General features: G+C 38.5%; 24 protein-coding genes, 2 tRNA genes and 1 rRNA gene. 15 read left to right on the forward strand and 12 right to left on the reverse strand.

Annotated features, from left to right (window positions below; genetic code table 11):
- A 16S ribosomal RNA gene (locus ES711_RS15510) occupies positions 1 to 111 on the reverse strand; the annotation flags it as partial.
- Positions 112 to 1,081: 970 nt separating this feature from the next.
- Here ES711_RS15510 and thrS point away from each other — a divergent pair.
- The 5 genes from thrS to ES711_RS15535 all read left to right on the forward strand — a co-directional run bounded on the left by thrS (position 1,082) and on the right by ES711_RS15535 (position 5,364).
- A complete protein-coding gene (gene thrS, locus ES711_RS15515; RefSeq protein WP_146894227.1) occupies positions 1,082 to 3,025 on the forward strand; it encodes a threonine--tRNA ligase in 1,944 nt (647 codons plus the stop codon).
- A 93-nt stretch (positions 3,026 to 3,118) separates the two neighbouring features.
- A complete protein-coding gene (gene infC, locus ES711_RS15520; protein ID WP_246139224.1) occupies positions 3,119 to 3,610 on the forward strand; it encodes a translation initiation factor IF-3 in 492 nt (163 codons plus the stop codon).
- Between the two features lie 66 nt (positions 3,611 to 3,676).
- Positions 3,677 to 3,874: a 50S ribosomal protein L35 gene (gene rpmI, locus ES711_RS15525; RefSeq protein ID WP_133758826.1), complete on the forward strand. Its 198-nt coding sequence runs from the start codon at positions 3,677 to 3,679 to the stop codon at positions 3,872 to 3,874.
- 146 nt (positions 3,875 to 4,020) lie between these two features.
- Positions 4,021 to 4,368 carry a 50S ribosomal protein L20 gene (rplT, locus tag ES711_RS15530; RefSeq protein ID WP_146894229.1) on the forward strand — a complete coding sequence of 116 codons (348 nt, stop codon included), beginning with the start codon at positions 4,021 to 4,023 and terminating at the stop codon, positions 4,366 to 4,368.
- Between the two features lie 183 nt (positions 4,369 to 4,551).
- On the forward strand, positions 4,552 to 5,364 hold the full coding sequence (locus tag ES711_RS15535; RefSeq protein ID WP_146894230.1) for a phosphatase PAP2 family protein: 813 nt from the start codon (positions 4,552 to 4,554) through the stop codon (positions 5,362 to 5,364).
- A gap of 18 nt (positions 5,365 to 5,382) precedes the next feature.
- Here ES711_RS15535 and ES711_RS15540 read toward each other — a convergent pair whose 3' ends face one another.
- The 9 genes from ES711_RS15540 to tgt all read right to left on the reverse strand — a co-directional run bounded on the left by ES711_RS15540 (position 5,383) and on the right by tgt (position 15,524).
- Positions 5,383 to 6,459 carry an adenylate/guanylate cyclase domain-containing protein gene (locus ES711_RS15540; RefSeq protein WP_146894231.1) on the reverse strand — a complete coding sequence of 359 codons (1,077 nt, stop codon included), beginning with the start codon at positions 6,457 to 6,459 and terminating at the stop codon, positions 5,383 to 5,385.
- A 112-nt stretch (positions 6,460 to 6,571) separates the two neighbouring features.
- Complete coding sequence (locus tag ES711_RS16540) at positions 6,572 to 6,745, reverse strand: EF-hand domain-containing protein (RefSeq protein ID WP_246139220.1); 174 nt, start codon at positions 6,743 to 6,745, stop codon at positions 6,572 to 6,574.
- A 214-nt stretch (positions 6,746 to 6,959) separates the two neighbouring features.
- Positions 6,960 to 8,144 (reverse strand): asparagine synthetase B, encoded by a 1,185-nt coding sequence (locus ES711_RS15550; RefSeq protein ID WP_146894281.1) that lies wholly within the window; start codon positions 8,142 to 8,144, stop codon positions 6,960 to 6,962.
- Between the two features lie 195 nt (positions 8,145 to 8,339).
- The gene (locus ES711_RS15555) at positions 8,340 to 9,374 is read right to left on the reverse strand and encodes an AI-2E family transporter (RefSeq protein ID WP_146894232.1); all 1,035 of its coding nucleotides are present in this window, start codon (positions 9,372 to 9,374) and stop codon (positions 8,340 to 8,342) included.
- 71 nt (positions 9,375 to 9,445) lie between these two features.
- Complete coding sequence (gene dnaB, locus ES711_RS15560; RefSeq protein ID WP_146894233.1) at positions 9,446 to 10,993, reverse strand: replicative DNA helicase; 1,548 nt, start codon at positions 10,991 to 10,993, stop codon at positions 9,446 to 9,448.
- 170 nt (positions 10,994 to 11,163) lie between these two features.
- The gene (locus tag ES711_RS15565) at positions 11,164 to 12,114 is read right to left on the reverse strand and encodes an acetyl-CoA carboxylase carboxyltransferase subunit alpha (RefSeq protein ID WP_146894234.1); all 951 of its coding nucleotides are present in this window, start codon (positions 12,112 to 12,114) and stop codon (positions 11,164 to 11,166) included.
- Between the two features lie 138 nt (positions 12,115 to 12,252).
- Complete coding sequence (locus tag ES711_RS15570; protein ID WP_146894235.1) at positions 12,253 to 13,167, reverse strand: DMT family transporter; 915 nt, start codon at positions 13,165 to 13,167, stop codon at positions 12,253 to 12,255.
- On the reverse strand, positions 13,154 to 14,230 hold the full coding sequence (locus ES711_RS15575) for an LptF/LptG family permease (protein ID WP_146894236.1): 1,077 nt from the start codon (positions 14,228 to 14,230) through the stop codon (positions 13,154 to 13,156). Before ES711_RS15575 ends, ES711_RS15570 begins: the two co-directional genes overlap by 14 nt.
- A gap of 163 nt (positions 14,231 to 14,393) precedes the next feature.
- Positions 14,394 to 15,524, reverse strand: coding sequence for a tRNA guanosine(34) transglycosylase Tgt (gene tgt / locus ES711_RS15580; RefSeq protein WP_146894237.1), 1,131 nt, complete (start codon positions 15,522 to 15,524; stop codon positions 14,394 to 14,396).
- Positions 15,525 to 16,024: 500 nt separating this feature from the next.
- Here tgt and ES711_RS15585 point away from each other — a divergent pair, with 500 nt between their 5' ends.
- The 3 genes from ES711_RS15585 to ES711_RS15595 all read left to right on the forward strand — a co-directional run bounded on the left by ES711_RS15585 (position 16,025) and on the right by ES711_RS15595 (position 18,692).
- Positions 16,025 to 16,870 (forward strand): transketolase, encoded by an 846-nt coding sequence (locus tag ES711_RS15585; RefSeq protein ID WP_146894238.1) that lies wholly within the window; start codon positions 16,025 to 16,027, stop codon positions 16,868 to 16,870.
- Between the two features lie 38 nt (positions 16,871 to 16,908).
- Positions 16,909 to 17,865: a transketolase family protein gene (locus ES711_RS15590; protein WP_146894239.1), complete on the forward strand. Its 957-nt coding sequence runs from the start codon at positions 16,909 to 16,911 to the stop codon at positions 17,863 to 17,865.
- 188 nt (positions 17,866 to 18,053) lie between these two features.
- The gene (locus tag ES711_RS15595; RefSeq protein WP_146894240.1) at positions 18,054 to 18,692 is read left to right on the forward strand and encodes an outer membrane beta-barrel protein; all 639 of its coding nucleotides are present in this window, start codon (positions 18,054 to 18,056) and stop codon (positions 18,690 to 18,692) included.
- 77 nt (positions 18,693 to 18,769) lie between these two features.
- On the opposite strand, the gene ES711_RS15600 is transcribed toward ES711_RS15595, so the two are convergent.
- Positions 18,770 to 19,810 carry an FKBP-type peptidyl-prolyl cis-trans isomerase gene (locus ES711_RS15600; protein WP_146894241.1) on the reverse strand — a complete coding sequence of 347 codons (1,041 nt, stop codon included), beginning with the start codon at positions 19,808 to 19,810 and terminating at the stop codon, positions 18,770 to 18,772.
- Positions 19,811 to 19,983: 173 nt separating this feature from the next.
- On the opposite strand from ES711_RS15600, the gene ES711_RS15605 reads away from it, so the two are divergent.
- Entirely contained in the window at positions 19,984 to 20,361 is a 378-nt protein-coding gene (locus ES711_RS15605) for an RNA-binding S4 domain-containing protein (protein WP_146894242.1), read from the forward strand.
- 39 nt (positions 20,362 to 20,400) lie between these two features.
- A complete protein-coding gene (locus tag ES711_RS15610; RefSeq protein WP_146894243.1) occupies positions 20,401 to 20,904 on the forward strand; it encodes a phosphoribosyltransferase family protein in 504 nt (167 codons plus the stop codon).
- On the opposite strand, the gene ES711_RS15615 is transcribed toward ES711_RS15610, so the two are convergent.
- Positions 20,896 to 21,411, reverse strand: coding sequence for a shikimate kinase (locus ES711_RS15615; protein ID WP_146894244.1), 516 nt, complete (start codon positions 21,409 to 21,411; stop codon positions 20,896 to 20,898). The two genes, ES711_RS15610 and ES711_RS15615, sit on opposite strands and share 9 nt — an antisense overlap.
- Before the next feature lie 126 nt (positions 21,412 to 21,537).
- Between ES711_RS15615 and ES711_RS15620 the strand changes: the two genes are divergently transcribed.
- The 5 genes from ES711_RS15620 to ES711_RS15640 all read left to right on the forward strand — a co-directional run bounded on the left by ES711_RS15620 (position 21,538) and on the right by ES711_RS15640 (position 25,825).
- Positions 21,538 to 21,610: transfer RNA gene (locus ES711_RS15620), tRNA-Lys, on the forward strand.
- Between the two features lie 129 nt (positions 21,611 to 21,739).
- Positions 21,740 to 21,812, forward strand: a tRNA-Lys gene (locus ES711_RS15625).
- A gap of 280 nt (positions 21,813 to 22,092) precedes the next feature.
- Positions 22,093 to 23,931, forward strand: coding sequence for a right-handed parallel beta-helix repeat-containing protein (locus ES711_RS15630; protein WP_146894245.1), 1,839 nt, complete (start codon positions 22,093 to 22,095; stop codon positions 23,929 to 23,931).
- A gap of 333 nt (positions 23,932 to 24,264) precedes the next feature.
- Positions 24,265 to 25,113 carry a universal stress protein gene (locus ES711_RS15635; protein WP_146894246.1) on the forward strand — a complete coding sequence of 283 codons (849 nt, stop codon included), beginning with the start codon at positions 24,265 to 24,267 and terminating at the stop codon, positions 25,111 to 25,113.
- A 154-nt stretch (positions 25,114 to 25,267) separates the two neighbouring features.
- Entirely contained in the window at positions 25,268 to 25,825 is a 558-nt protein-coding gene (locus ES711_RS15640) for an NADPH-dependent FMN reductase (RefSeq protein ID WP_146894247.1), read from the forward strand.

Consider the following 25,825-nt stretch of genomic DNA (forward strand, 5'->3'; position numbering starts at 1 on the left):
TACTCACCCGTGCGCCACTCGTCAGCCACCGAAGTGCTGTTACCGTTCGACTTGCATGTGTTAGGCCTGCCGCTAGCGTTCATCCTGAGCCAGGATCAAACTCTTCATCGTTAATTTTTTTGAACTTGCGTTCAGTACTTTTCAACGACCAAAGGAAATTTAATGTTTGGTACTCAAAATGGTTTGTTCTTTATTGTGCTAATACCGTTTCCAGTACTTCGCTACGCTGTCAATCCAATATGTTAATGAACTTATTTCTTGTCTGTCTTAGCAAACTCAATCGCTAAGCGGGTGCAAATATATAACCCTTTTTTAATTCCTACAATGTTTTTGAAAGTTTTTTTAAAAGTTTTTTTTCACACTCTAATCAACTCGCAATAAACATTATTTTAATGAACTTTCCGCTGCTAAACGTTACCGTTTTAAGCGGCTGCAAACATACAACCTTTTTTGAATCTGCAAAACCTTTTTTGAAAAAAATTTGCTTCTCTATTTTAAGATGGTAATGAACGCTTTCCCTTGTCTGGGCGGCCCTGCGGCCCCTCGTTTGCGGGGTGCAAATATACAACCCTTTTTACTTTACAAACAAACTAATCTTTCTGTTTTTTTAAAGTTTTTTTCTCCATTCTGAAAATGAAGGGTTTAGTCCGCGCGGAGCAACGCTCTTCCTACGGCACGATCTCTGCGGCTGGCCCGCGTTAGCGATGGAGCCCTTGTTTGAACTCTTTTGCAGACGCTCCTGCGGCTGGAAAAAGTGAGGGGCGAGAGCGCGGTGGGCTGCCCCAGAGGGCAGACCAAACGCCCAAAAACAATTCATTGACCTAAATAGGTTACAAAATGCTACCTATATATGGAGTCCACTATACCAATCCGAAGTTCTATACTTCATTATAATAGGTACCAACTTATATAGTGTTCTGTTCCTATAATATATGGTAGGACTAGCTTCTTATATTATAGGGGCATGTAATAATGAATCTCTCAGGCGGAAAATTATGAGACACTCTATATTATACCTATATATATATTGTATGAAAGTTTATAACCTCTTATCTTTGTCAACCTAATTAGTAAGATATATATGATTGATATAACGCTACCAGACGGAAGTGTAAAACCGTTTGAGAACAATGCAACGCCAATGGATGTTGCCAAAAGTATAAGTGAAGGGTTTGCCCGAAATGTGATTTCAGCAAATTTTAATGGAACTACGGTGGAAACCCATACCCCATTGACCACGGATGGTGCCTTGATATTATATACTTGGAACGACAAGGATGGGAAGAAAGCTTTTTGGCATTCATCAGCCCACGTTTTGGCGCAGGCACTTGAAGAGTTATATCCTGGCGTAAAACTTTCTATCGGTCCCGCTATTGAAAACGGTTTTTATTACGATGTTGATTTAGGTGAAGGCACCATTTCTGACAAGGATTTTAAGACCATTGAAACAAAAATGCTGGAAATTGCCAGGGGTAAGCACGACTTTAACTTGCGTTCTGTAACCAAAGACGACGCTTTATCCTTATATAAGGCTCAAGACAATGAATATAAAGTAGAATTGATTGAAAATCTGGAAGACGGAACGATTACCTTTTGTGATCATGCGACGTTTACAGATTTGTGTAGAGGTGGACACATCCCTAATACGGGCATCATTAAAGCTGTCAAAATAATGTCGGTTGCGGGTGCGTATTGGAGAGGTGATGAAAAGAATAAACAATTAACACGTGTATACGGTATTTCATTTCCTAAACAGAAAGATTTGACGGAATACCTCTATTTACTTGAAGAAGCTAAAAAACGGGACCACCGTAAACTAGGAAAAGAGCTTGAATTATTCACCTTTTCGTCAAAAGTAGGTCAAGGTCTGCCATTATGGCTGCCTAAAGGTGCCGCCTTGCGTGAACGCCTTGAAAACTTTTTAAAGCAAGCACAAAAGAAAGCGGGATATGAAATGGTGGTTACCCCACACATAGGCCAAAAAGAATTGTACGTCACTTCTGGTCACTACGAGAAATATGGTGCCGACAGTTTTCAGCCCATCCTTACCCCTTCTGAAGGTGAAGAGTTCTTATTAAAACCCATGAACTGCCCTCACCATTGTGAAATTTATAATGCGAAGCCGTTCTCTTATAAGGAACTTCCTAAACGTTATGCCGAATTTGGTACGGTGTACCGCTACGAACAAAGTGGCGAGCTACATGGCTTAACGCGTGTGAGAGGCTTTACGCAAGATGATGCGCATATCTTTTGTATGCCTGACCAATTGGATAAAGAGTTTAAAGACGTTATCGATTTGGTACTGTATGTCTTTGGATCTTTAGGTTTTGAGAATTTTACCGCCCAGGTATCCTTAAGAGACCCTAATACTCCAGAAAAATATATTGGTAGTGATGAAAATTGGGAGAAAGCTGAGGCTGCCATCCTAAATGCGGCGATAGATAAAGGTCTAAATTATGTGGTAGAAACAGGAGAAGCTGCGTTCTACGGTCCGAAGTTAGACTTTATGGTTAAAGATGCTTTGGGCAGAAACTGGCAACTTGGGACAATTCAGGTTGATTACAATCTACCAGAACGTTTTGATTTGACCTATAAAGGTAGCGATAATGAACTGCACAGACCGGTCATGATACACCGTGCGCCGTTTGGTAGTATGGAACGTTTTGTAGCTATTTTGTTAGAGCACACAGGTGGAAATTTCCCGCTTTGGCTCATGCCAACGCAGGTGATCATATTATCAATTAGTGAGAAATATGAAAAATACGCCGAAAAAGTTTTAAATTTGCTAGAAAATGCCGAAATTCGCGCCCTCGCTGATCATAGAAATGAGACCATTGGCAAGAAAATCCGCGAAGCGGAAATAGCCAAAATCCCCTATATGATTATTCTAGGTGAGAATGAAGAGAACGAAAACATGATTACTGTACGACAACATGGCGGAGAAGACTTAGGCATGATTAGTGTAGAAGAGTTCTCTCAAATTGTCGATACAGAAGTAAAAAAGACATTGAAAACCTTTAAATAGGCACATTAAGTTTAACTAAAAAATATATAAGCCATAGCAATTCGTAGAAACAGAGGTAGCTTCAAAAGAACTGAAAAAGAGGAGCAACATAAAATTAACAGAAACATTCGATCCGAGAACGTAAGACTTGTAGGAGATAATGTTGAAACTGGTATATACACCACTAGGCAAGCTTTAGCAATGGCTGAAGAGCAGGGTGTAGATCTGGTTGAGATATCACCAAAAGCTGATCCGCCTGTATGTAAGGTCATGGATTATAAGAAGTTTCTCTATGAACAAAAGAAGCGCGATAAGGCCTTAAAGTCTAAAGCGACTAAAGTTGTTGTTAAGGAAATACGTTTTGGTCCTCAAACAGATGATCACGATTACGAATTCAAAAAGAAACACGCTGAGAAGTTTCTGAAGGAAGGTGCAAAGCTGAAAGCTTTTGTATTTTTTAAAGGACGATCTATTGTGTTTAAAGAGCAAGGACAGATTTTACTATTAAAATTGGCCCAAGATCTTGAAGAATATGGTAAGGTTGAGCAAATGCCAAGATTAGAAGGTAAGCGTATGACCATGTTCATTGCGCCAAAAAAGAAATAAGTACACATAGGCAACTATGTATATATAAGATAATAAGCGAATAGTAAATTTAAATTTAGGAGAAAAATGCCGAAAATGAAAACAAAATCTAGTGCTAAGAAACGTTTTAAACTAACGGGCACTGGGAAGATTAAAAGAAAGCACGCTTTTAAGAGTCATATCTTGACGAAAAAATCTAAGAAGCGTAAACTTGCTCTGACACATGACACTTTGGTGCATAAAGCAGACGAGAACAATGTTAAAGTGATGTTACGTTTAAAGTAACCCATTTTAATTGGTTAAAACAATAGTATAAACCCTGGAGATAGGCTAAAAGATTAGCGATTGTAGATTGATGATTTTTGATTTACGACGATAAAAAAGACAAAGTGTCGGTTACCGACCGCCTACTACAAAAAAACAATTAAGAAATGCCAAGATCAGTAAATTCAGTAGCAAAAAGAGCCAGAAGAAAAAAGGTTCTTAAACAAGCAAAAGGATACTTTGGAAGACGTAAAAACGTTTGGACAGTAGCCAAAAACGCGGTTGATAAAGCGATGTTATATTCGTACAGAGACCGTAAAGTAAAGAAGAGAAATTTCCGTTCATTATGGATTATGCGTATCAACGCTGCAGCCAGATTACACGGAATGTCTTATTCAAAGTTTATGGGAGGTATCAAAGCTAACAACATCAGTTTAAACCGTAAGGTTCTTGCTGATTTAGCGATGAACAATCCAAATGCTTTTGAAGCCATTGCTAAACAAATTTCAAAATAAGGCGTTTTCGCCAAAATAATAACCACAATTCGCTTATAAAAATCCGGTTCTTCATGAACCGGATTTTTTGTGTCCAGTAGACTCCAATGTTTGAGTTAACTTTTGTGGGATAACCGTTACTGCACATGCACCTACTTTTCTATTTTCGCCACGAGATTCAATCAATAACCTAAAATCTATTTTATGAAAAAAATTCTTTTCATCCTTACCTTATTAATTACCATAAGCTCAAATGCACAACAGAATAATACGCCATACGAATGGAATTGGATAAAAGACGGCATTTGGCTGGGCGCCGGATTAGGTGGTAGCGCTTACGGTTTAATGCTTATACAAGATAAAGAAGGTATCACCATGGCGGAATTAAATGCATTAGACAAAAATGATATCAGCAGGATTAACCGATGGGCTGCTGGATATAATTCAGAAAGCGCTAGTAGTATTAGTGACATTCCTTTTGCCGTTTCTTTCGCTGCACCATTAGTGCTATTATTTAACGATGACATTAACGATCATACAGGCCAATTTTTAGGAATGTATCTAGAAAGTCTTTCCACCACAGCTGCCCTCTTTTCTATCACGGCTGGTTTGGTTGATAAGTCGCGCCCGTATGTTTATGACGAAAATTTAAAAATGGACAGACGCTTGAGCAATAGTGGTCAACGATCTTTCTATTCAGGTCATGTTGCTGCTTCTGCAACCGCTACATTTTTTGCGGCAAAAGTGTATTCAGATTACAATCCTGATGCTGAAGGCAAGTTCTTTATTTGGGCTGCAGCTGCCGCTGTTCCTGCTACTGTTGGATATTTCAGGATAAAAGCCGGACAACATTTCCTAACGGATGTGCTTATTGGTTATGGCTTAGGTGCCGCTACAGGTATCCTGGTTCCTGAACTTCATAAGACAAAAGACGCCTCACTTAGAGTTTCACCAACTGCAGGTCGTAATTTCTCAGGAGATGACTACAGAGGTGTGGCCATGTCCTACACATTTTAATTACTACATTACCAGATTTTACTTTCTATGGATGGCAAAAATTTTGAGTTCCTCAGTTTTGCCATCCAATAACTCATCACCAAGAGAAATGGCTTCGAACTTAGAAGTTAACTTAAGTTTGCTCATTAAGTCTTCTGAAATTAGTAGAGACTCATTATAATCATTGCATTTTTCTTGAATGCGCGAGGTTGAATTGATCACATCGCCATGGTACGCCAATTCCTTTTTTACCGTTCCCACTTCGGCTATAATAATTTTCCCAGTATGTAGCCCAGCCTTAAACTCTGGTTGAACACCATACTTTTTCTTATAATAGCGCGAATGACGTTTTAGTTTTCGGTCAAAATCGAAGAACAATCTGATACAATTAAGGTTTCTAATGCCACTTTTTGGTGTCCAACTCAATACGGCTTCATCACCCACATACTGATACACTTCAGCATCGTACTTATTTATAATCTTGTTGAGATAGAAAAAACAATCCTGAATGAGCATGCTGTATTTTAAATGCCCCAATTTTTCGGCATGAGTAGTAGACGATTTCATGTCTAAAAACATAAAGATCTTCTCTACTTCCCGCGGATTTTTATACCGTCCAATCAGCATTTTGAAAATAATTCCTTTCCCAAATTTATCGTTGGCCAATCTGATAAATGAAAATAGCAGCGAACAAATGATAAAATAGGCTGTAACCATCCAAAAAATCTTGTTAGACATCCACCATCCAGTATGGTTGGGGAAATCGACGCCGATGTAGTCTTCCGCTAAATAGGCAATAATGGTCAATGAGAAAATAAGGAATATCAAGTAAATGATGGATTTAAAAAATAAAATCACTCCCAAATTCAATGCCTTGGATAAAAACTTATCAAAAGCATATTCCACAACGGTGTACACAATGGCTACCATGACGCCTAAGACCACGCCGAATAACAGGTATTCAGATACTGGCAACACCCTACTCTGTTGTATGGCATCTACCTGTTCCTGTTCTCTACCCAGATAGCGTATGAGTATAAAAAAACAGAATGCAAAGGACCAGTATACTACTGAAGCGAAGAATAATCTAAAAAATTGTTTAACGTAGTACAGCATTAAAAGGGGCTTATTATTTAATTTTTAATTTCAGAAACGGCAGTTCTAAACTCTTGCCAACTCACCAGTGCATTATGATCCTTATCATAACCTTCTTAAAGTTTTGATGTGACTACACCCTAATGAGTCCGCTGATCTCAGCTTTACGGAGCAGCTCCGAAATCTCTTTGTTTGACAATTTCCCGTCCTTATCAGCATCAAAAAAAGCGAACGCTTCTTCTGGTGTTTTAAAACTATTGGCAATTAGAATCTGTATTTTATTTAATATGTTCTCTTTAGTAGACATAGATTTGGTTTAATTTTAAAGTATGAAATCATCCGTTGTTAGCCATATGAGCGCCCTAAACATTACAATGGTTCTCAAATCTGCTCAAATAACGATCAAAAATAATCGGTTATACTTTTAGTATTTAACTGATTGATGAACTTTACTATCGCAAATCCATTTATCGTCATAAATTAGTACTCAAAAAACCTAGATTTTCGACTTTGTAAATAGCTTAGGTTTTCTGTTTTTTCTTCTTGGCAGCCGGAAACAGCACATTATTCAAGATCAATCGATAACCAGGTGATGTGGGATGGAGCTCTAATTCCGTTTTGGGGTCGCCTACTTTATGGGTGTAATCCTCCGGATCATGTCCGCCATAAAAGGTAAAAAAGCCTTTCCCTTTAATACCATGGATATATTTTGCCTCGCCATTGGTTTTGTTTTCGCCCATCACCAACACATTAGATTTGATATGTTCGGGAGCAAACGCTGTAGTCTGTCCCATAAAACCCTTTACTAATGCAGTATGATTCTGACACAACATGGTTGGGATAGGATCCCATTTTGCAGAAAAATCCATTAAGGTAAAGTAATCAGTAGTCATGGGAATTTGACGTTTATTAGTCATATCAATGGATGAAAACTCATAGATATTAGGATTGCGTTCCAAAATAAAGTCTTTAAATGCGAAGGTTTTGTCGAAATCTAGCTTGCTTTGATAGTTAGGTGCACTGGCATCACCGTCAAACATCGGTTCGCAAATATCAATTCCCTCAGCCGCTAGGGCAATATCGAAGCTGTCCGTAGCGCTGCACATAGCGAACATAAATCCGCCGCCCACAACATAGTTGCGTATTTTTAAAGCCACGGCCAATTTTTGTTCAGACACTTTAGCATATCCCAATTTGGCCGCCAAGGCTTCTGATTGTTTTTTATCTTCAATATACCAGGCTGCCGATTTATAAGTACGGTAAAATTTGCCGTATTGTCCAGTAAAATCTTCGTGATGCAGATGGAGCCAATCATAAAGAACTAAGGCATCATTCAAAACTTCTTCGTCATAAATCGTTTCATAAGGAATTTCAGCATAGGTCAGCACCATCGTAACGGCATCATCCCAAGGTGGATTCCCTTTAGGAGAATACACGGCAATTTTTGGTGCTTTTTCGAGCACTACAGCTTCCATATTTTGGGATGGGCTACTAATCAATTGCAGAATTTCTTCAGTTTTGGCATCGGAAATAATTTCAAAAGAAACGCCCCTGATTTGGCATTCCCTTTGAATTTCAGGGCTATCTGGTAATAAAAATGAACCACCCCGATAATTGAGCAACCAATTTACTTTTAACTGCTTTTCGAGCGTCCAATAGGTGACGCCGTATGCTTTTAGATGATCCTTTTGCCCCTCAGCATCCATAGGAATTAGAATGTAGGATGCGAATGAATTGAGGAAAATACAGAAGAATATGACAATGGCAACAAGTGTTTTCAAATTTACATTTTTTACAGTGATGGCACTATAAAGTCATCGACTTAAATGGTGCTTATCTTCAATGGAAAGATAAACAAAAATACAGCCGTAGTAAACGCTTTAGAAAAATATTAAATGGTGTTACTTTTTAATGATGAACTCTTTTCCAGACAGCAAACTGGCTATAATCTTGGTATTAGGAAATTGTTCTAATATAATTTTGAGAAACACGGTGATTGGAATAGACATAATCATGCCGGGAATACCCCAGATAAAGCCCCAAAACATCAACATTACCAAGACCGCAATGATATTTATAGCAAAGGATTTACCCATAAAAATAGGTTCTAATATAGCCCCGAATATTACCTGTACTAAAGTGATGGCCAGCATAAATATGAGCAAAGTACTGGTGGTATCCAACTCGACGAAGGCAAAAAGAGACAAACTAATGACTGAAATAAACGATCCGATCATTTGTACAAAGTTAATCACAAAGGCAAAAAGACCCCAGAATATTGGAAAACTAACATCAAAATACACACAAGCCAACCCAGTAAAGATGCCGGTACCCAAACTCACTAAAAACTTAACTTTTATGAATTTTATGAGGTCGTTTTCAATTTTAAGGAAGGTCTTTACGGACGTATGTTTCTGCTTAAGCAAGGTGGCATTCATGAGTTTTTGCACGTTGATCGACTCTGCCAACCACAATACCGTAAAAAAGGCGGTGGTCAGGGACATACTTAAAAAACTGCCCACAAAGCCAACCACTGACCCAATGTTTTTAGTTTCCGCAATTTGAGCCATAATGTTGCCGTTTTTGCCCAATTCTACCCCAAAATAAGATTCGAAAGAGTCCTTAAGATGGCGTAATTTCCCCTCGGCTTGTCCAAAAAATGTACTATCCGAAGCAAGGATCTGCCTGCTGGACAAATGGATCAGTTCCGCCGTGACTCCAAGTCCCAACAGAATTAGAAGAATGACAATAAAAATACTGACATATTTAGGAACGCCTTTTTTGCCCAACCAACGCATTAGCGGCAAAAACAAGAGCGCTATAAACATAGAGAACGCCAATGGAATAAAAATGAAGGATAGGATTTTTAACAAATAAAAAACCAGAGGCACAACAATAACTAATAGCAATAAATTGGTTGTACGTCTTTTCTCCATTGGTTATCCTGTTTTAAAATCATCCAAAGATAATCTTATACACTTAAAAATAGGAATGAAACCGCGGGATTTTAAAATGGCACATCATTATCGTCATCATCATCCATTGGAGGAGGATCGAACGCATCTGATGGCGACGGGAAATTGCTGGAATTAAATGTATTGTCATTGGCTGCTGCATTCATTTTAGAATGAAACTCTCCAAATGGCGTATCAAAATCATCAAGGTTGTCAAATTTACCAAGATGTCCGATAAATTTCAATCTGATGTTTTCCAAGCCACCATTTCTATGCTTTGCAATGATAAACTCCGCTTGACCTTCGGTTGGCGAACGTTCTTCATCATCCCACTCGTCAATTTTATAATATTCGGGTCTGTAGATAAAGGATACAATATCCGCATCTTGCTCAATTGCACCAGATTCACGTAAATCAGATAATAACGGTCTTTTACTCCCACCACGAGTTTCCACGGCACGTGATAGTTGTGATAAGGCAATTACCGGAACACTCAATTCCTTAGCCAAAGCCTTTAGGTTACGAGAGATTGTAGAAATTTCCTGCTCCCTGTTTCCGCCTTTTTGACTGCCACCGGCAGTCATTAATTGCAAATAATCAATAATGATCATTTTTATACCGTATTGCGAGGCCAAACGACGTGCCTTTGCCCGTAAATCAAAAATAGAAAGCGATGGGGTATCGTCAATAAAAAGTGGAGCTTTTTCTAAAGCTTTCACCTTAACGTTTAATTGTTCCCATTCGTGTTTCTCTAGCTTCCCGGTACGCAACTTTTCCGAAGACAAGCCCGTTTCACTTGAAATTAGACGGGTTATTAATTGCACCGATGCCATCTCTAATGAGAAAAAAGCCACGGGAATGTTGTGGGTTACCGCAATATTTCGCGCCATTGATAAGGTCAACGCTGTTTTACCCATACCAGGACGCGCTGCCACAATGATTAAATCACTTTCTTGCCAGCCTGAGGTCAACTTATCCAATTTATCAAAGCCTGACGGAATACCACTCAAGCCTTCTTTGTTGGAAATATCTTCAATCTTCTTTTTTGCCTGAATTACCAAACTTTGGGCAGTTTCAGTTGATTTTTTGATGTTGCCTTGGGTGACTTCGTAAAGTTTGGCTTCGGCCTGATCTAACAAGTCGAAAACATCCTTGGTTTCATCATAGGCTTCTTCAATAATTTCGTTGGAAATTTTAATCAGACTCCGCTGAATAAATTTCTGCAAAATAATACGGGCATGAAACTCAATATGCGCTGAAGAGGACACGCGTTGGGTTAATGAAATCAGATAAAAATCGCCACCCACCAAATCTAATTTTGCATCTTTCTTAAGTTGGCTAGAAACGGTTAATAAATCCACCGGTTCACTGTTTTCAAACAATTTAAAAATGGCTTCAAAGATGTGTTTATGAGCGTCTTTATAGAACGCATCAGGACTGAGGATGTCAATTACTTCATCCACACCCTTTTTATCAATCATCATGGCTCCAAGTACAACTTCTTCTAAATCAATGGCTTGAGGTGGGATTTTACCCTTCTCTAAGCTTATAATTGTGCTTTTGTCTACTTTGTAGCCTTGTATCTGATTTGGTTGCTTCATGAATGCGAAAGTAAATAAATTGTAAAGAAAGAAGCTGATTTATTAAGCTTCAATCTTAACAGGTCATCAACAATGTAACTGTTAATAACTTGATTATATTGTTAATAAGGACAAAAAAAACCGAAGTTAACAACTCCAGTTTTGATTCTTGTTATAGTATGAGGGAGTTGTTATTTATAGACACCCATATCTGCATATTTCTCCATGCGATTTTTCACCAAATCTTTTGGTGATAAGTTTTTAAGCTCAGCAAAAGATTTTTCGATGGCTTTTTTAACTGACAAAAAGGCTTCTTCGCGGTTGGTGTGCGCACCACCCAAAGGCTCTTTAATAATGTCGTCAACTAATTTCATTTTTTTCATATCAGGAGCGGTCAGCTTTAATGCTTCTGCGGCCTGTTCTTTATACTCCCAGCTACGCCATAAAATAGACGAGCACGATTCTGGAGAAATGACCGAATACCACGTGTTTTCCATCATTAATACACGATCTCCAACACCAATACCTAAAGCCCCTCCAGAGGCGCCTTCGCCAATAATCACACAAATAATTGGCACCTTTAAACGGGTCATTTCCAAAATGTTTCTCGCAATAGCTTCACCTTGGCCGCGTTCTTCAGCTTCCAAACCTGGATAAGCACCGGGAGTATCAATTAAAGTAACTACAGGAATTTTAAACTTCTCCGCTGACTTCATTAAGCGTAATGCTTTGCGATAACCTTCAGGATTTGACATCCCAAAATTGCGATACTGTCTTGTTTTAGTGTTGTACCCCTTTTGTTGGCCAATAAACATATAAGATTGATTGCCAATCTTACCTAAACCACCAATCATGGCTTTATCATCCTTAACATTTCTATCGCCGTGCAATTCTAAAAAAGAATCACCACACAAAGCTTTAATATGATCTAAGGTATATGGTCTATTGGGGTGGCGTGATAACTGTACACGCTGCCACGCCGTAAGATTTTTATAAATATCTTTTTTAGTAGCAATGAGCTTCTTCTCAATTTGCTCGCAGGTTTGAGTGACATCAACATCACTTTCTTTACCAATGACTTGGCACTTTGATAGTTGATCTTCTAGTTCTTTTATGGGAAGCTCAAATTCTAAATACTCCATAGAAATTTAAGGTTTAATTATTAGTTAGCCTACAAACCTACGTATTTTTTCCGTTGTTATAAACTCAATAATACGAAAAATACGGTATTTTTTAGAGGTCTCTGCAAAGGTACGTATAATCAAAGCAACTCTAAATAATTAATCAATTTTGTAGCGCTTTCGTTTTCTATCGCGGTAAGAAATGACGTTTTTTAAGACTCCATCCAATAGGACTGCCAGCAAAACTAGAGCGGCACCATAATAAAATTGAGGTCCCATGGTTTCAGTTTCTGGAAACAAAATAAGTGCTAGAGTTATGCCATATACAGGCTCTAAATTATAAGACAAAACTACCGTATAAGGACTGATAAACTTCATCACCTTTACAGATCCTATAAAGGCATAAGCCGTACATATGGAGGCCAAAATAAAAAGGTATACCCAATCTGAAGTAGCGAGTGTAAAGAAGTCGGCATTGAAGCCGCCTTTAAATACAAGGATAAATATGCTGAGAAATACCACGCCACTTACAAATTCATAAAATGAGATGACCGTAGCCGAGTGCTTCTGAATAAAGGTGCCGTTAATCACCGCAAAAAGACTAGACAATAAAGCAGATACCACCCCCAAAATAATACCATTGATATATTTTAATTCGCCATGGGTTATCAGGAACACTCCAATAATAACAATCAGACCGAATAGAATTTCATACCAGATAATCCGACGTTTATAAAACAGTGGCTCAATAAACGAAGCGAAAAATGCACCCGTAGAAAACATGGCCAGGGTTATGGAGATATTGGATTGTTTAATGGCCTCAAAAAATGTAATCCAATGTAGTGCAATGATGACACCCGCAGCAAAAAACTTAAGCATGGTCCGTTTGTCAACCTTAATTTTCAGTTTGATCAGTTTGATGTAAAGAAACATCAAAATTCCGGCCATAACCATGCGGTACCAGACTAGCGGAATGGAACCAATGGTAATCAGTTCACCCAAAATAGCGGTAAATCCGGCAATAAAAATCAGAAAATGAAGGTGTAGGTAATTTTTGAGTTTAGCGTTTTGCATTGTAGAGGAGATAGACAGCCAAAATACCAAAGACCACATTAGGAAGCCATACGGCTATTAATGGCGAAAAATCAGATTGCTCGGCCAAAACCCCAAACACCTTATCGAAAAACACATAAACCATGGCGGTCGTAATACCGAAGGCCAAGTTAACGCCCATCCCTCCTCTTCGTTTAATAGACGATACGGACACGGCAATAATGGTTAAAATAAATACCGCTACAGGTAAGCTCCATTTTTTATATTTCACCACCTCATAGCGGCCAATATTTGAAGAACCCCGGGCCTTTTCTTTATCAATAAAGTCTACCAATTCTGAGTAAGGTTTGGTTTCTGCAATGTAATTGACCGGCGTCAAATCTTCTAAATCAAAAGAAAATACGGTATCCTTACGTCTGGAATTCTCAATGATGTCACCGTTATCGGTTATGGTTCTTTTGTAATAATTGAACAGTTTATAGGTACTGTCTTTTTCAGAATAAACGATGGAATTCGCGAAAATTTTGTATTTTAATTCGTTCTTTTCAATATGCTCCAAAGTGAAGTTATACCCTCTTTTCTGAGCGACATCAAAACTACTCACGTAAATAAAATCCGTGTCGTTAATCTGTCTAAAGATATTCTGCCCCGGTTGTTGATGTCGGGCACTTTTTAAATATTTATAGGTGAATTCATTAAACCCTTGGCTGGCAATTGGCGCAAGATAAAACCCCAAAACCATTGCAAATATGGAGATGATGGTCGCCCCAATAATATAAGGTCGCAAGAAACGGGAGAACGACACCCCCGAGCTTAAAAAGGCTACTATTTCAGTATTGTTGGCGAGTTTGGAGGTGAACCAAATTACCGATAGAAATAAAAATATTGGGAATAATAAGTTGGCAAAGTAGATGGTAAAGTTGAGATAATACACCGCTACTTCCCAGAAAGGCACGTTATTTTCTAAAATCTTACCAATTTTTTCGGCAAGATTTACCGTGATACCAATAGGTATAAACAGCAATAACATCATCACAAAAGTGAGAAGATAACGTTTTAATATGTACCAATCTAATATTTTCAATGTTTGGCGACTATGGTTTATTTAATATTTATTGTGTAAAATTTCAACTTCCATTTCAATTTCATAAGAGATATCAGGCTTCACTTTAACTTCAACTTCGATTTCAATTTCAACTTCACCTCAACTTCAATTTCAATTTCAATTTCAACTTCAATTTCAAGTTCTACAACCGTTTATCCATCTGTTTCACCATCATCTCTTTCCAAGGTCTGAAATCTCCGGCTAAGATATGTTTTCTTGCTTCTCTGACCAACCATAAATAAAATCCGAGGTTGTGAATGGTGGCAATTTGCATGGCCAAGCGCTCATTTACGCTAAATAAGTGGCGCAAATAGGCTTTGGAATATTCCGTATCTACATAAGTCATGTCCATCTCATCCAAGGCAGAAAAATCGTCTTCCCACTTTTTATTTTTAATGTTGATGGTACCGTGCGCGGTAAACAACATCCCATTTCGGGCATTACGCGTTGGCATCACACAATCAAACATATCTATACCTAAAGCGATATTTTCCAGAATATTGATAGGCGTCCCCACCCCCATTAAATAGCGTGGTTTATCTTCTGGCAACACCCCACACACTACTTCAGTCATGGCGTACATTTCCTCTGCAGGCTCTCCTACTGAAAGCCCTCCGATAGCGTTTCCTACCGCTCCGGCATTGGCAATATATTCGGCAGATTGCAAACGCAAATCTTTATAAGTGCTTCCCTGAACAATAGGAAAAAAACTTTGCTCGTATCCGTATTTAAAAGGGAGTTTTTCTAAATGGTTGACACATCGGTCCAGCCATCTATGCGTCATGTGCATGGAGCGTTTGGCATAATTATAATCGCAAGGATAGGGCGTACATTCATCAAAAGCCATGATAATATCGGCACCAATGGTACGTTGAATTTCCATCACATTCTCAGGAGTAAACGTATGGTAACTACCGTCAATATGCGATTTAAATTTTACGCCTTCCTCCTTAATTTTGCGATTTGCAGAAAGTGAATAGACTTGGTACCCGCCTGAATCCGTCAAGATATTGCGATCCCAATTCATGAATTTATGCAAACCTCCTGCCTGTTCTAGGATTCTAGTTTGCGGACGTAGATATAAGTGATAGGTATTTCCTAAGATAACATCAGCATTAATATCATTTTTTAGTTCTCTCTGGTGAACACCTTTTACAGAGGCTACAGTGCCAACCGGCATAAAAATAGGGGTTTCAATAACCCCATGATCTGTAGTAAGAACCCCTGCTCTTGCCTTGCTTTGAAGGTCTTTTCCTTTTAATTCGAATTTCATAAGTCGTAAACCTACATCATTTTTAGGTCAATCTGAAAACGATCACATTGAGTTTTGAAGCAGGTATTTTTTATTGATATCACACGCATCCTCTGCGCCATCGCTATTGTATTCGCAATAACTGATGTCATATGTCAAAAAAAAGCATGCTCAGTGCTAAACTTTTTTTACTGACAAATCAGACTATGGATGCCGCTAAAAGCGGTATTTGTACCCCCTTAAACCTAAAGCGCTTTGCTTCTAAATTTTAAATGGTGCCAATAAGCTGGCAAAGATATGTAATGCACTGCTGAAGATAAAGAGCTCTTAGTAAAACTTTACAAAAAATATGTGGTTTAAACCAAGTGCTCGTTTGAGCGCAAAATTCTTGAAACTAATACCATGAACCCTTCCTACAATTGTTAGCAAAACCGAACAATTCGTTAATAAGTGCGTAATTTTCAACTTTGTTGTCGAACTTAAAAAGGCTACTTTTGCAGCATAAAACTAACTTTTATAAAATGTCAAACACACAACAATTAGAAGATTTAACAACCCAAGTACGCAGAGATATTCTCCGTATGGTACACAAGGTCAATTCTGGTCACCCAGGAGGCTCATTAGGCTGTGCTGAATTTTTAGTAGCGCTGTACAATGAGATCATGGACAGAAAAGACACCTTTGATATGGACGGGATAGGCGAAGATTTATTCTTCCTTTCCAACGGTCATATTTCGCCAGTATTTTATAGCGTGTTGGCAAGAGCAGGTTATTTTCCTGTAGAAGAATTAAGCACCTTCAGATTGATCAATTCCCGTTTACAAGGGCATCCAACAACCCATGAAGGTTTGCCAGGAATTCGCGTAGCCTCTGGGTCGTTAGGCCAAGGCATGTCTGTAGCCATTGGCGCAGCGCAAGCGAAAAAATTAAATAACGATTCGCATTTAATATACAGTTTACACGGTGATGGTGAATTGCAAGAAGGTCAAAACTGGGAAGCAATTATGTACGCTGCTGGTAATAATGTAGACAACCTTATCTCAACGATAGATCTTAACGGCCAACAAATTGATGGACCTACAGATGTTGTCTTGCCATTGGGTAACGTAAAGGACAAATTTGAAGCATTTGGTTGGACCGTTGTGGAGATCAACCAAGGTAATAACATTGATGAAATCTTAAAAGGAATGGCGGTTGCAAAATCCAAAACAGGACAAGGCAAACCCGTTTGTGTACTTTTAAAAACTGTTATGGGTAATGGCGTTGATTTTATGATGCATACACACGCATGGCACGGAAAAGCACCAAACGATGATCAATTGGCCATCGGAATGGAGCAGAATGCAGAAACATTAGGCGACTATTAAACCATTTTAGTTTTACGAATTACGAATTTAGATTAGATATGAAAACATATACAAATACAGGAAATAAAGATACACGTTCAGGATTTGGAGCGGGACTAACGGAATTGGGACAAACCAATGAAAACGTTGTTGCGCTTTGTGCCGATTTGATTGGCTCCTTAAAAATGGACGATTTTAAAAAAAACCATCCGGAGCGTTTTTATCAAGTAGGAATTGCTGAAGCTAATATGATTGGTATGGCAGCAGGATTGACTATTGGTGGAAAAATTCCATTTACCGGCACCTTTGCAAACTTTTCTACAGGTCGTGTGTACGATCAAATTAGACAAAGTGTGGCTTATTCTGATAAGAACGTTAAAATTTGCGCATCGCATGCAGGTTTAACACTTGGAGAAGACGGTGCCACCCACCAGATTTTAGAAGATATTGGATTGATGAAAATGTTGCCAGGAATGACGGTTATCAACACCTGTGATTACAATCAAACCAAAGCCGCTACCATCGCCATTGCAGATCATAAAGGTCCTGTTTACTTGCGTTTCGGTCGCCCATCGGTTCCCAATTTTACGCCAGAAGATCAAACTTTCGAAATTGGAAAAGCCTTGCAACTCACGGAAGGTACTGACGTCACAATTGTCGCTACCGGACATTTGGTTTGGGAAGCACTTGAAGCAGCAAAAACACTGAATGATAAAGGCATTTCTGCAGAGGTTATCGATATTCATACCATTAAACCATTGGATGATGAGGCTATTTTAAAATCTGTTGGAAAAACAGGCTGTGTGGTAACCGCTGAAGAACATAACTATATGGGTGGATTAGGAGAAAGTGTTGCCCGTGTATTGGCATTACATCATCCTGCACCGCAAGAATTCGTGGCCACTCAAGATACTTTTGGAGAATCTGGAACACCAGCGCAACTTATGGAAAAATATGGCTTAAATAGCGCATCTATCATCAAGGCTGCTAATAAAGTTATCGCCAGAAAAAAATAATTGCTTACTGCTCAACTGGGCTTGACTCCGTTTAAAACGCAAGCATTCAATAAAAAAGGGACTTTCTTTATCATGAAGAAGGTCCCTTTGTGATTTTGAAATTACGCGGTCTTAAAATATTTGTCGTTTGGCAGCGTTTTTGATTATACCGAACATCAAATACATCATCAAACTTAAAAACTACAATTATGAACATTCTGAAAACATTGCAAGAACAGCTTAAAAGGAGCAACGGCACTAGTAAAAAATTAGTGTTGGCAGGTTTAGCATTTTTAGCAATCACATTAGGTACCCAAGCACAAAACGGAAACGGATTTGGAATCAAGGCAGGATTAAATTATAACGGTAATGGCGATTATTTTCAATCCATTGGAGATAATGCAAAACATCCTGATCGCAATGTAGGCTACCATTTAGGTGTCTATGGGAAAATTGGAAACCGCTTTTATTTTAAACCCGAACTCGTCTATACCCAAACCAAAAGTGAATACGACAGCAACGATTTTAAAATGAAAAAAATCGATGCTCCGCTCTTAGTAGGCATGAAGGTTTTAGGCCCGGTGAGTGTGTTTGCAGGCCCATCTTTACAGTATATCGTAGATTCCTCCTTTGATGGCATTACGATTGATGACATCGAGAACGATTTTAGCGTGGGCCTTAATTTTGGTGTAGGCGCCAACTTTAATGGTTTTGGTGTCGATTTAAGATACGAGAGAGGGTTTAGTAAAAACGAAGGCACTTTTATTGATAATTCTGTTGGTGTACCACCAAGTAGAATTGACACCAGACCCGACCAATTGATTTTGAGTCTCTCCATTGCGCTTTAACATTCGTAAAAAAGACAAAAAAAAGGCTATCATAATTATGATAGCCTTTTTTTTATGATGTATTTTATACGTATAACTTATTTACTATAATCTGTAGTAACAGATTTCTGTAAATGATCCGGAATACCGTCGCCATTAGCATCAACAACTTTAAGTGTTTTAATCGTGAGGATGCCACCAGTCACTTCTCTACTTCTTACATATTCACCTTCGGCCAAAACAGGCTCTGTATCTCCGTTGGCTTTGTTCACCGTATACGTTTGCCTGGTCATTTCATTTATGGTCAACACCCGATCACCATCATCATCTCCATCTAAGAAATTAGGAACATTATTTGCATCGGTATCATCATTAAACAAGTTCTTATCACCATTTAAATCTTCCATAAATGAAGGTATGCCATCACCGTCATGATCAGCAATTTCTGATTGGTATAATTCAAATTTGAAATTTATATTAGAATATGCAGGAATGGTTGCTGTAGGACTACTAAAATAACCCAAACCTGAAGGCAAAAACATAACCCCTAACCCATAATTATTAAAGGTTACTGTGCCATCAGCATTCTCCACAAAATTAGACGAGGTTTTAAATTGAGGAATCACTTCTCGCCATCCTGGAATCAAATTCATTAAATCGAAATCGGTTGGTGTTACGGTGCCGTCAAAAGAAGTTCCATTACTAAGAAAACCGTTATAGTTTAGTCTCACCTTATCTGAAAAATTCGGATTGACACCCCCACCTTCATTCAACTCTAAAATATAATATTGATATTCCGTGTCTAAATAGGTTGTCGTTTTTGGAGCATCAATATTTACCGCCTCACTTAACAACTGATTGTTTGTCGGATCTGGCATAGGCAAATAATTGCCACTACCATCCTTAGGGAGTTCGGTGATAATTAATTCTGATATCGAATGATTTCCAGGCTGTGTAAAGGTGGTACGGTTGTAGTAATGCGTATTCAAATAGTTCTTTAAAGAATCGAAATCTGCTAATTGCTGTTCAGTACGGTCACGTGGTGGAACTTGTGTTATGGCATCGTCATCATCCTTTTTACAGGAAGTCAATAGCATTAAAAAACAGAATGTTAACAGTGCGTAGGCTTTTAATTTCATCAATTTAATTTTATTCATTTTCAAAAGCAATAGGTATCGGACTCAAAATCATTACCTAAGACAATTAAAACACACGTTTAAGTGGTATTTCAATAATGCTTATTTTTGCCGGCAAGATACAATAATATAATATGTTTGCACAACAACATTAACGTTGTTTTAAAAATTTTAATATGCGAATAGACAAATTTCTATGGTGCGTGAGATACTATAAAACACGCACTATTGCCACAGAAGCATGCAAAAAAGGTCATATCAAAATCAATGGTCAAGTCGCGAAACCGAGTCGCGAAGTTTTCCCTACTGACAAGGTCGAATTACGAAAAAATCAAATCAATTATCAGCTGACGGTTAATGACATCCCACCAAGCCGCTTGGGAGCCAAATTAGTCAGTATTTACATAACCGATACTACGCCAAAAGAAGCGTTTGAAGCCCAAGAACTTTTAAAATACTCTAAGGATTATTACCGCAAAAAAGGCGTTGGCCGGCCAACCAAGAAAGACCGTCGGGATATTGATGATTTTTATGAGACTGATGACGCCGATTAAATAAACGCTTTAATTATCTTTGAAAAAACAATGTGTAGCATGACCGAGTCTAAACAAGTAATTTTAAACCATCAGGAAATCAACCATAAAATCAGGCGCATTGCTTATCAAATTTACGAGAGCAACGTCGATGATGCAGAAGTAATCTTAGCAGGTATAGACTCCAATGGCTATATTCTGGCCAAGAAACTGAAGGCTAATCTTGATAAAATTTCGGACTTGGAGGTGGTACTTTGTAAAGTGATCATCGACAAAAAGAATCCACTAGAAGCAATTATTACCTCTATTGATGCTTCAGCTTATACCAATAAATCCATTGTTCTGATTGACGACGTTCTGAACTCCGGAACGACTCTGATTTATGGTGTAAAACACTTCTTAAACGTGCCTTTAAAACGTTTTAAAACGGCAGTATTGGTTAATCGAAACCACAAGAAATTCCCGGTGAAGGCTGATTATAAAGGCATTTCACTCTCTACATCTTTACAAGAACATGTAGAAGTTATTTTAACCGGTAAATCTTACGAAGCCTATTTAAAATAAGCGGACAATTTCTTCCGTTAGTTCAGAAACCGTTTTCCCATCCGTCACCAAGGTCTTTGTGCATTGACTGTAATAATACGAACGCTCAAAAAGATGCTTGCCTACAAACTCCGTTAAATCTTCCTCAGTTGTAATATGGGCTATTAACGGGCGTCCTAATCGTTCGGGCAGCAATCGCTGCACAAGATTTGGGATGCTGCTTTTTAAATAGACGCTGTGCGCATCTTTTGCGCTCAAAACAGCAGCCATATTACTGCCATAACACGGCGTGCCACCTCCAAGTGACACAACTACATCAGTACGCTCTAAAACCTCCTTTAAATAAACGTGTTCCTTCTTTCTGAAATAGATCTCACCTTTACGATCAAAAATTTGAGGAATGGTCAATTGTTCCTTTTCTTGTATATAATCATCCAAATCAATAAAGTCAAAATTGAGCATTTTCGATACATTTTTGCCAATTGTCGATTTCCCAGACCCCATATACCCTATTAAAATAATTTTCATAACTCCCCTTATAAATTGATTCTTAAAAACATAGCCTTAGCGACTGCAAAAAAACAAAAAATTATTTTAAAAAAGGGTTTGGTATATTGATAAAAGCTTTTATATTTGCACCCTCATTAGGGAAATGACTCGATAGCTCAGTTGGTAGAGCATAACACTTTTAATGTTAGGGTCCTGGGTTCGAGCCCCAGTCGGGTCACAAAGTGGCAACACTAGTTTAAACCTTGTTAATTTAAAATTAGCAAGGTTTTTTTCCTTTAAAAACGCATACTTTATTCCATTAAGGTTTTGCAAATCAAATCATCATTTTATCCTCAATAGGGATAATGACTCGATAGCTCAGTTGGTAGAGCATAACACTTTTAATGTTAGGGTCCTGGGTTCGAGCCCCAGTCGGGTCACAAAGCGGTAACACTTATTTAAACCTTGTTAATTTAAAAATTAACGAGGTTTTTTTATATCTATACCTTACCTAAAAAGCAGATTTATCAATTATTTCTTTTTTTTCCTATCCAATCCTAATTTGCAATTAAGTAGAGGTCGACTGGGACTCTGTCGCTTGTCTCAACGGATTGCAATAGCAGGTATTGAAATATAACTGCATTGCCATTGATCTATGGGCTTTATTGATTATTTTGTCTCCCCAAAACAACCTTATTCACTATCTTATTAAAAATCATCATGTTAAAAAATACTGTTCTACTCCTTCTCTTAATTTTTAGTTTGACATTGCCACTTCAAGCGCAAACAAAAGTGAAAACCTTCCATTTGGACACTTATGGGGTGTTGCCCAATCTGAAAGAGAATAGCGCTCCTAAAATTGCATTGGCTCTTCTAAAAATTAAAGCTGAAATAGTCGCGGGAGATTCTGTCGTGATCCAATTTAAAAAAGGACGTTATGAATTTCATCCTGAAGGCGCCTTGATGCGAGAATACTATATTTCCAACCATGACCAAGACAATCCTAAACTAGTAGGTATAGAATTGGATGGTTTTAAGAATCTCACCTTAGACGGTAATGGCTCTGACCTAATGTTCCATGGGCGCATGCTGCCTTTAGCACTAATTGAAAATACCAACCTGACCGTAAAGAATTTACGTATCGATTTTGAAAAGCCCCATATAGCACAAGTGAAAATTGTCGAGAATGATACGTTAGCCGGAAGCATTATTTTTGAGACTGCACCATGGGTATCTTATACCATTAGAGATAGCATTTTTTATAATACTGGGGAAGGATGGGAAATGCAACCTATTGCTGGCATCGCCTTTGAAGAAGACACTAAGCGCATTGTTTATAATAGTGGTGATATTGCTGTGGGCACCTCCAGCGTGAGCGAACTATCTCCTGGCCTTATAAAAGCCCACCATTGGAAAAACAACAAGTTAATACCGGGAACCGTAGTGGCCATGCGGAGCTATTACCGACCAACGCCTGGAATCTTTGTCCACAAAGGTAAAAATATAGGGTTTAGAAATGTGAAAGTACACTATGCTGAAGGCATGGGCCTTTTAGCCCAACTCACAGAAAACATCTCTTTGGATGGATTTGAGGTGGCCCTCCGTGGCGACGATGATCCGCGCTACTTTACAACTCAAGCAGACGCCACACATTTTTCCAGTTGTAAAGGTAAAATTAGCTCAACTAACGGATTTTATGAAGGCATGATGGACGACGCCATAAATATACATGGTACCTATCTTAAAATGACGGAGAAGATTGATGCGCGAACCGTCATTGCAACCTACATGCATCCGCAAGCCTACGGGTTCGATTGGGGTTACGCTGGAGATGACGTTCAGTTTGTAAAGTCAAAAACCATGGACCTCTGGGACCATCAAAATAAGATTGTTTCCATTACACCTGAACGCAAATCTAAAGATGTCCCTCTAAAAGCGTTCCGCATTACATTCGCAAAAGACCTTGGTCATGAGATTGATCCTACAACTTTTGATATTGGCATTGAAAATTTAACCTGGACGCCATCAGTAATTTTTTCAGGAAACACTATTCGTAATAACAGAGCAAGAGGTGCATTGTTTAGCACTCCCAAACCAACGTTGATCGCCAATAATTTGTTTGATCACACCTCGGGATGCGCCATTTTATTGTGTGGCGATAGTAACGGCTGGTATGAAACTGGCGCGTGTACGGATGTTACCATCCGCGATAACAAATTTGTGAATGCCCTTACCAGTATGTATCAATTTACCACCGCCATTATTTCCATCTATCCTGAGATTCCGGATCTTGAGAATCAGACCACCTATTTTCATTCTGGAATCAAAATAGAAAATAATAAATTTGAAACCTTTGATCACCCCATTCTTTACGCCAAATCAGTAAATGGATTGACTTTTAAAAACAATACGGTCATCACTAACCAAGAGTATCCAGAATTTCACAATAATACCAATGCTATTTTATTTGAGCGCGTAATCAATGCAGATGTTGGCGATAATACGCTGAATGGAAGTAGCATCAACTTGCTGCAGACGAGAAGTGGAATTCAAGACTAACTGACTTTTCGCTTTAATAAAAATGATTTTCAGTAATTAATTGGTAAGACCTTCAAGGCCATCTGCACCTTCAATAATTTAAAAACCTTGCAATTGTGACGATTGCAAGGTTTTTTTATTGACGCTAAAACTAAAAACAACACAGTACTCTTCTCGAGAGTGAATGCATTACAGAGATAAAACTGCACCAGTCTAAGGACATTGTTGCACGCTCAGCTGTTAATTTTATCCTTAAGTCAATTAAAAATCGCAGCAAATTCACTATATTATCCTTTAACAAAAATTTCAAGTTAAATCATTGAGGCGCCCGCGTATAGCGTCATCCGATACACTATGGACAAAAGAATACTGTTACTTACTGATTTTTCTAAGACTGCCCTTAATGCAGCACGGTATGCACTCGATCTGTATTCGGATTGCGACTGCACGTTTCATTTTCTGAACACCTATCATGCCGATAGTTATACTATTGAAGGGTATTCCTATATGTATTCCGGTCAACGCGCCTACAATGTTGAACGGCCAAGTACTGAAATAAAATTCAGAAGAATGGTGGAGCAACTACGTTTAAAGGATAAAAATCCAAAACATACTTATTATACCATTGCGGCAAGCAACACCTTATTGGATGGCGTTAATGACGTCATTTCCAAACACGATATAGACATCGTGATTATGGGGGCCAAAGGAATGACCAGTTCCAGAACCGTCGTGTTCGGGATGAATACCATTGATATTATGGAAAACATTACAGCATGTCCTGTTTTGGCAATTCCTGAGGATGTCGATTTTAAGTCGCCCAAACAGATTGTATTCCCAACAGATTTCAAGATTCCCTTTAAACGCCGGGAACTCAAATATCTTATCAATATTGCCTCAATGCACGATTCAGAAATCAGAGTGTTACACGTTAAAGAGGCCGCCCAACTCAACAGATCCCAACAAGAAAACAAAGCGTTGTTAGAGCGTCTCTTTAAAGATATCGCTCATACATTTCACACTGTTGAACATCCTTCAGTCCATGATGGTATCAATAATTTTATCGACAGTCAAAAAAGTGACATGATAGCATTTATCAATCAAAAACGCAATTTTTTTACCAGAATGCTTTACAAACCCTTGGTGCAGGAATTAGGGTACCAATCCAGCGTGCCCGTGTTGGTCTTAAAACACCGGGTATAGCCCCTGGCAGTAGGTGTAATGCAACGCTTCCAGATCAGGCGGACATTCAAATTTGACCGCTATAATGATGTAAACGCGTGGAGACTAATCCTTCAGAAAATTAATTTTGCAATTTCTCATTAGAGACTAATTCATTAAATATAAACTAGAAAATATGAAAACTTACAAAATTGGAGTCATCGTAGGAAGTCTACGTAAAGAATCATTTAATCTGAAAACCGCCAAAGCGTTGATAGAACTAGCGCCTAAATCATTAGCCCTAGAATTGGTAGATATATCAGGACTTCCCATGTATAACGAAGATTTGGAAGAAGATACACCAAAGGAATGGGTTGCTTTACGCAAAGAGATTAAGGCGGTAGACGGACTTTTATTTCTGACACCTGAATATAACCGTTCTGTAACTGGTGTTTTGAAAAACGCACTAGATGTAGGCTCGCGTCCGTACGGCAAAGGTGTCTGGAGTGGAAAACCTGGGGCCATAGTCAGTGTATCCATTGGAGCCATAGGAGGTTTTGGTGCCAACCATCATTTAAGACAATCTTTGGTATTTGTCAATGTGCCAACCATGGCACAACCTGAAGCTTATATTGGTGGTGCGGCAGATCTTTTTGACGCTAAGGGCAAATTGACCAACGATTCTACCCGAGATTTTCTAAAGACCTATATGGAAGCTTTTGAAAAATGGGTGATTACCAATGCTCAGAACTAA

The sequence above is a fragment of the Gelidibacter salicanalis genome (assembly GCF_007997285.1).
GTDB classification, from domain to species: domain Bacteria; phylum Bacteroidota; class Bacteroidia; order Flavobacteriales; family Flavobacteriaceae; genus Gelidibacter; species Gelidibacter salicanalis.

Coding starts and splice junctions, on each gene's coding strand:
- thrS (WP_146894227.1), top strand. CDS start 1,082: ATGATTGATATAACGCTACCAGACGGAAGTGTAAAACCGTTTGAGAAC.
- rpmI (WP_133758826.1), top strand. CDS start 3,677: ATGCCGAAAATGAAAACAAAATCTAGTGCTAAGAAACGTTTTAAACTA.
- rplT (WP_146894229.1), top strand. CDS start 4,021: ATGCCAAGATCAGTAAATTCAGTAGCAAAAAGAGCCAGAAGAAAAAAG.
- ES711_RS15535 (WP_146894230.1), top strand. CDS start 4,552: ATGAAAAAAATTCTTTTCATCCTTACCTTATTAATTACCATAAGCTCA.
- ES711_RS15540 (WP_146894231.1), bottom strand. CDS start 6,459: ATGCTGTACTACGTTAAACAATTTTTTAGATTATTCTTCGCTTCAGTA.
- ES711_RS16540 (WP_246139220.1), bottom strand. CDS start 6,745: ATGTCTACTAAAGAGAACATATTAAATAAAATACAGATTCTAATTGCC.
- ES711_RS15550 (WP_146894281.1), bottom strand. CDS start 8,144: ATGGATGCTGAGGGGCAAAAGGATCATCTAAAAGCATACGGCGTCACC.
- ES711_RS15555 (WP_146894232.1), bottom strand. CDS start 9,374: ATGGAGAAAAGACGTACAACCAATTTATTGCTATTAGTTATTGTTGTG.
- dnaB (WP_146894233.1), bottom strand. CDS start 10,993: ATGAAGCAACCAAATCAGATACAAGGCTACAAAGTAGACAAAAGCACA.
- ES711_RS15565 (WP_146894234.1), bottom strand. CDS start 12,114: ATGGAGTATTTAGAATTTGAGCTTCCCATAAAAGAACTAGAAGATCAA.
- ES711_RS15570 (WP_146894235.1), bottom strand. CDS start 13,167: ATGCAAAACGCTAAACTCAAAAATTACCTACACCTTCATTTTCTGATT.
- tgt (WP_146894237.1), bottom strand. CDS start 15,524: ATGAAATTCGAATTAAAAGGAAAAGACCTTCAAAGCAAGGCAAGAGCA.
- ES711_RS15585 (WP_146894238.1), top strand. CDS start 16,025: ATGTCAAACACACAACAATTAGAAGATTTAACAACCCAAGTACGCAGA.
- ES711_RS15590 (WP_146894239.1), top strand. CDS start 16,909: ATGAAAACATATACAAATACAGGAAATAAAGATACACGTTCAGGATTT.
- ES711_RS15595 (WP_146894240.1), top strand. CDS start 18,054: ATGAACATTCTGAAAACATTGCAAGAACAGCTTAAAAGGAGCAACGGC.
- ES711_RS15600 (WP_146894241.1), bottom strand. CDS start 19,810: ATGAAATTAAAAGCCTACGCACTGTTAACATTCTGTTTTTTAATGCTA.
- ES711_RS15605 (WP_146894242.1), top strand. CDS start 19,984: ATGCGAATAGACAAATTTCTATGGTGCGTGAGATACTATAAAACACGC.
- ES711_RS15610 (WP_146894243.1), top strand. CDS start 20,401: ATGACCGAGTCTAAACAAGTAATTTTAAACCATCAGGAAATCAACCAT.
- ES711_RS15615 (WP_146894244.1), bottom strand. CDS start 21,411: ATGAAAATTATTTTAATAGGGTATATGGGGTCTGGGAAATCGACAATT.
- ES711_RS15630 (WP_146894245.1), top strand. CDS start 22,093: ATGTTAAAAAATACTGTTCTACTCCTTCTCTTAATTTTTAGTTTGACA.
- ES711_RS15635 (WP_146894246.1), top strand. CDS start 24,265: ATGGACAAAAGAATACTGTTACTTACTGATTTTTCTAAGACTGCCCTT.
- ES711_RS15640 (WP_146894247.1), top strand. CDS start 25,268: ATGAAAACTTACAAAATTGGAGTCATCGTAGGAAGTCTACGTAAAGAA.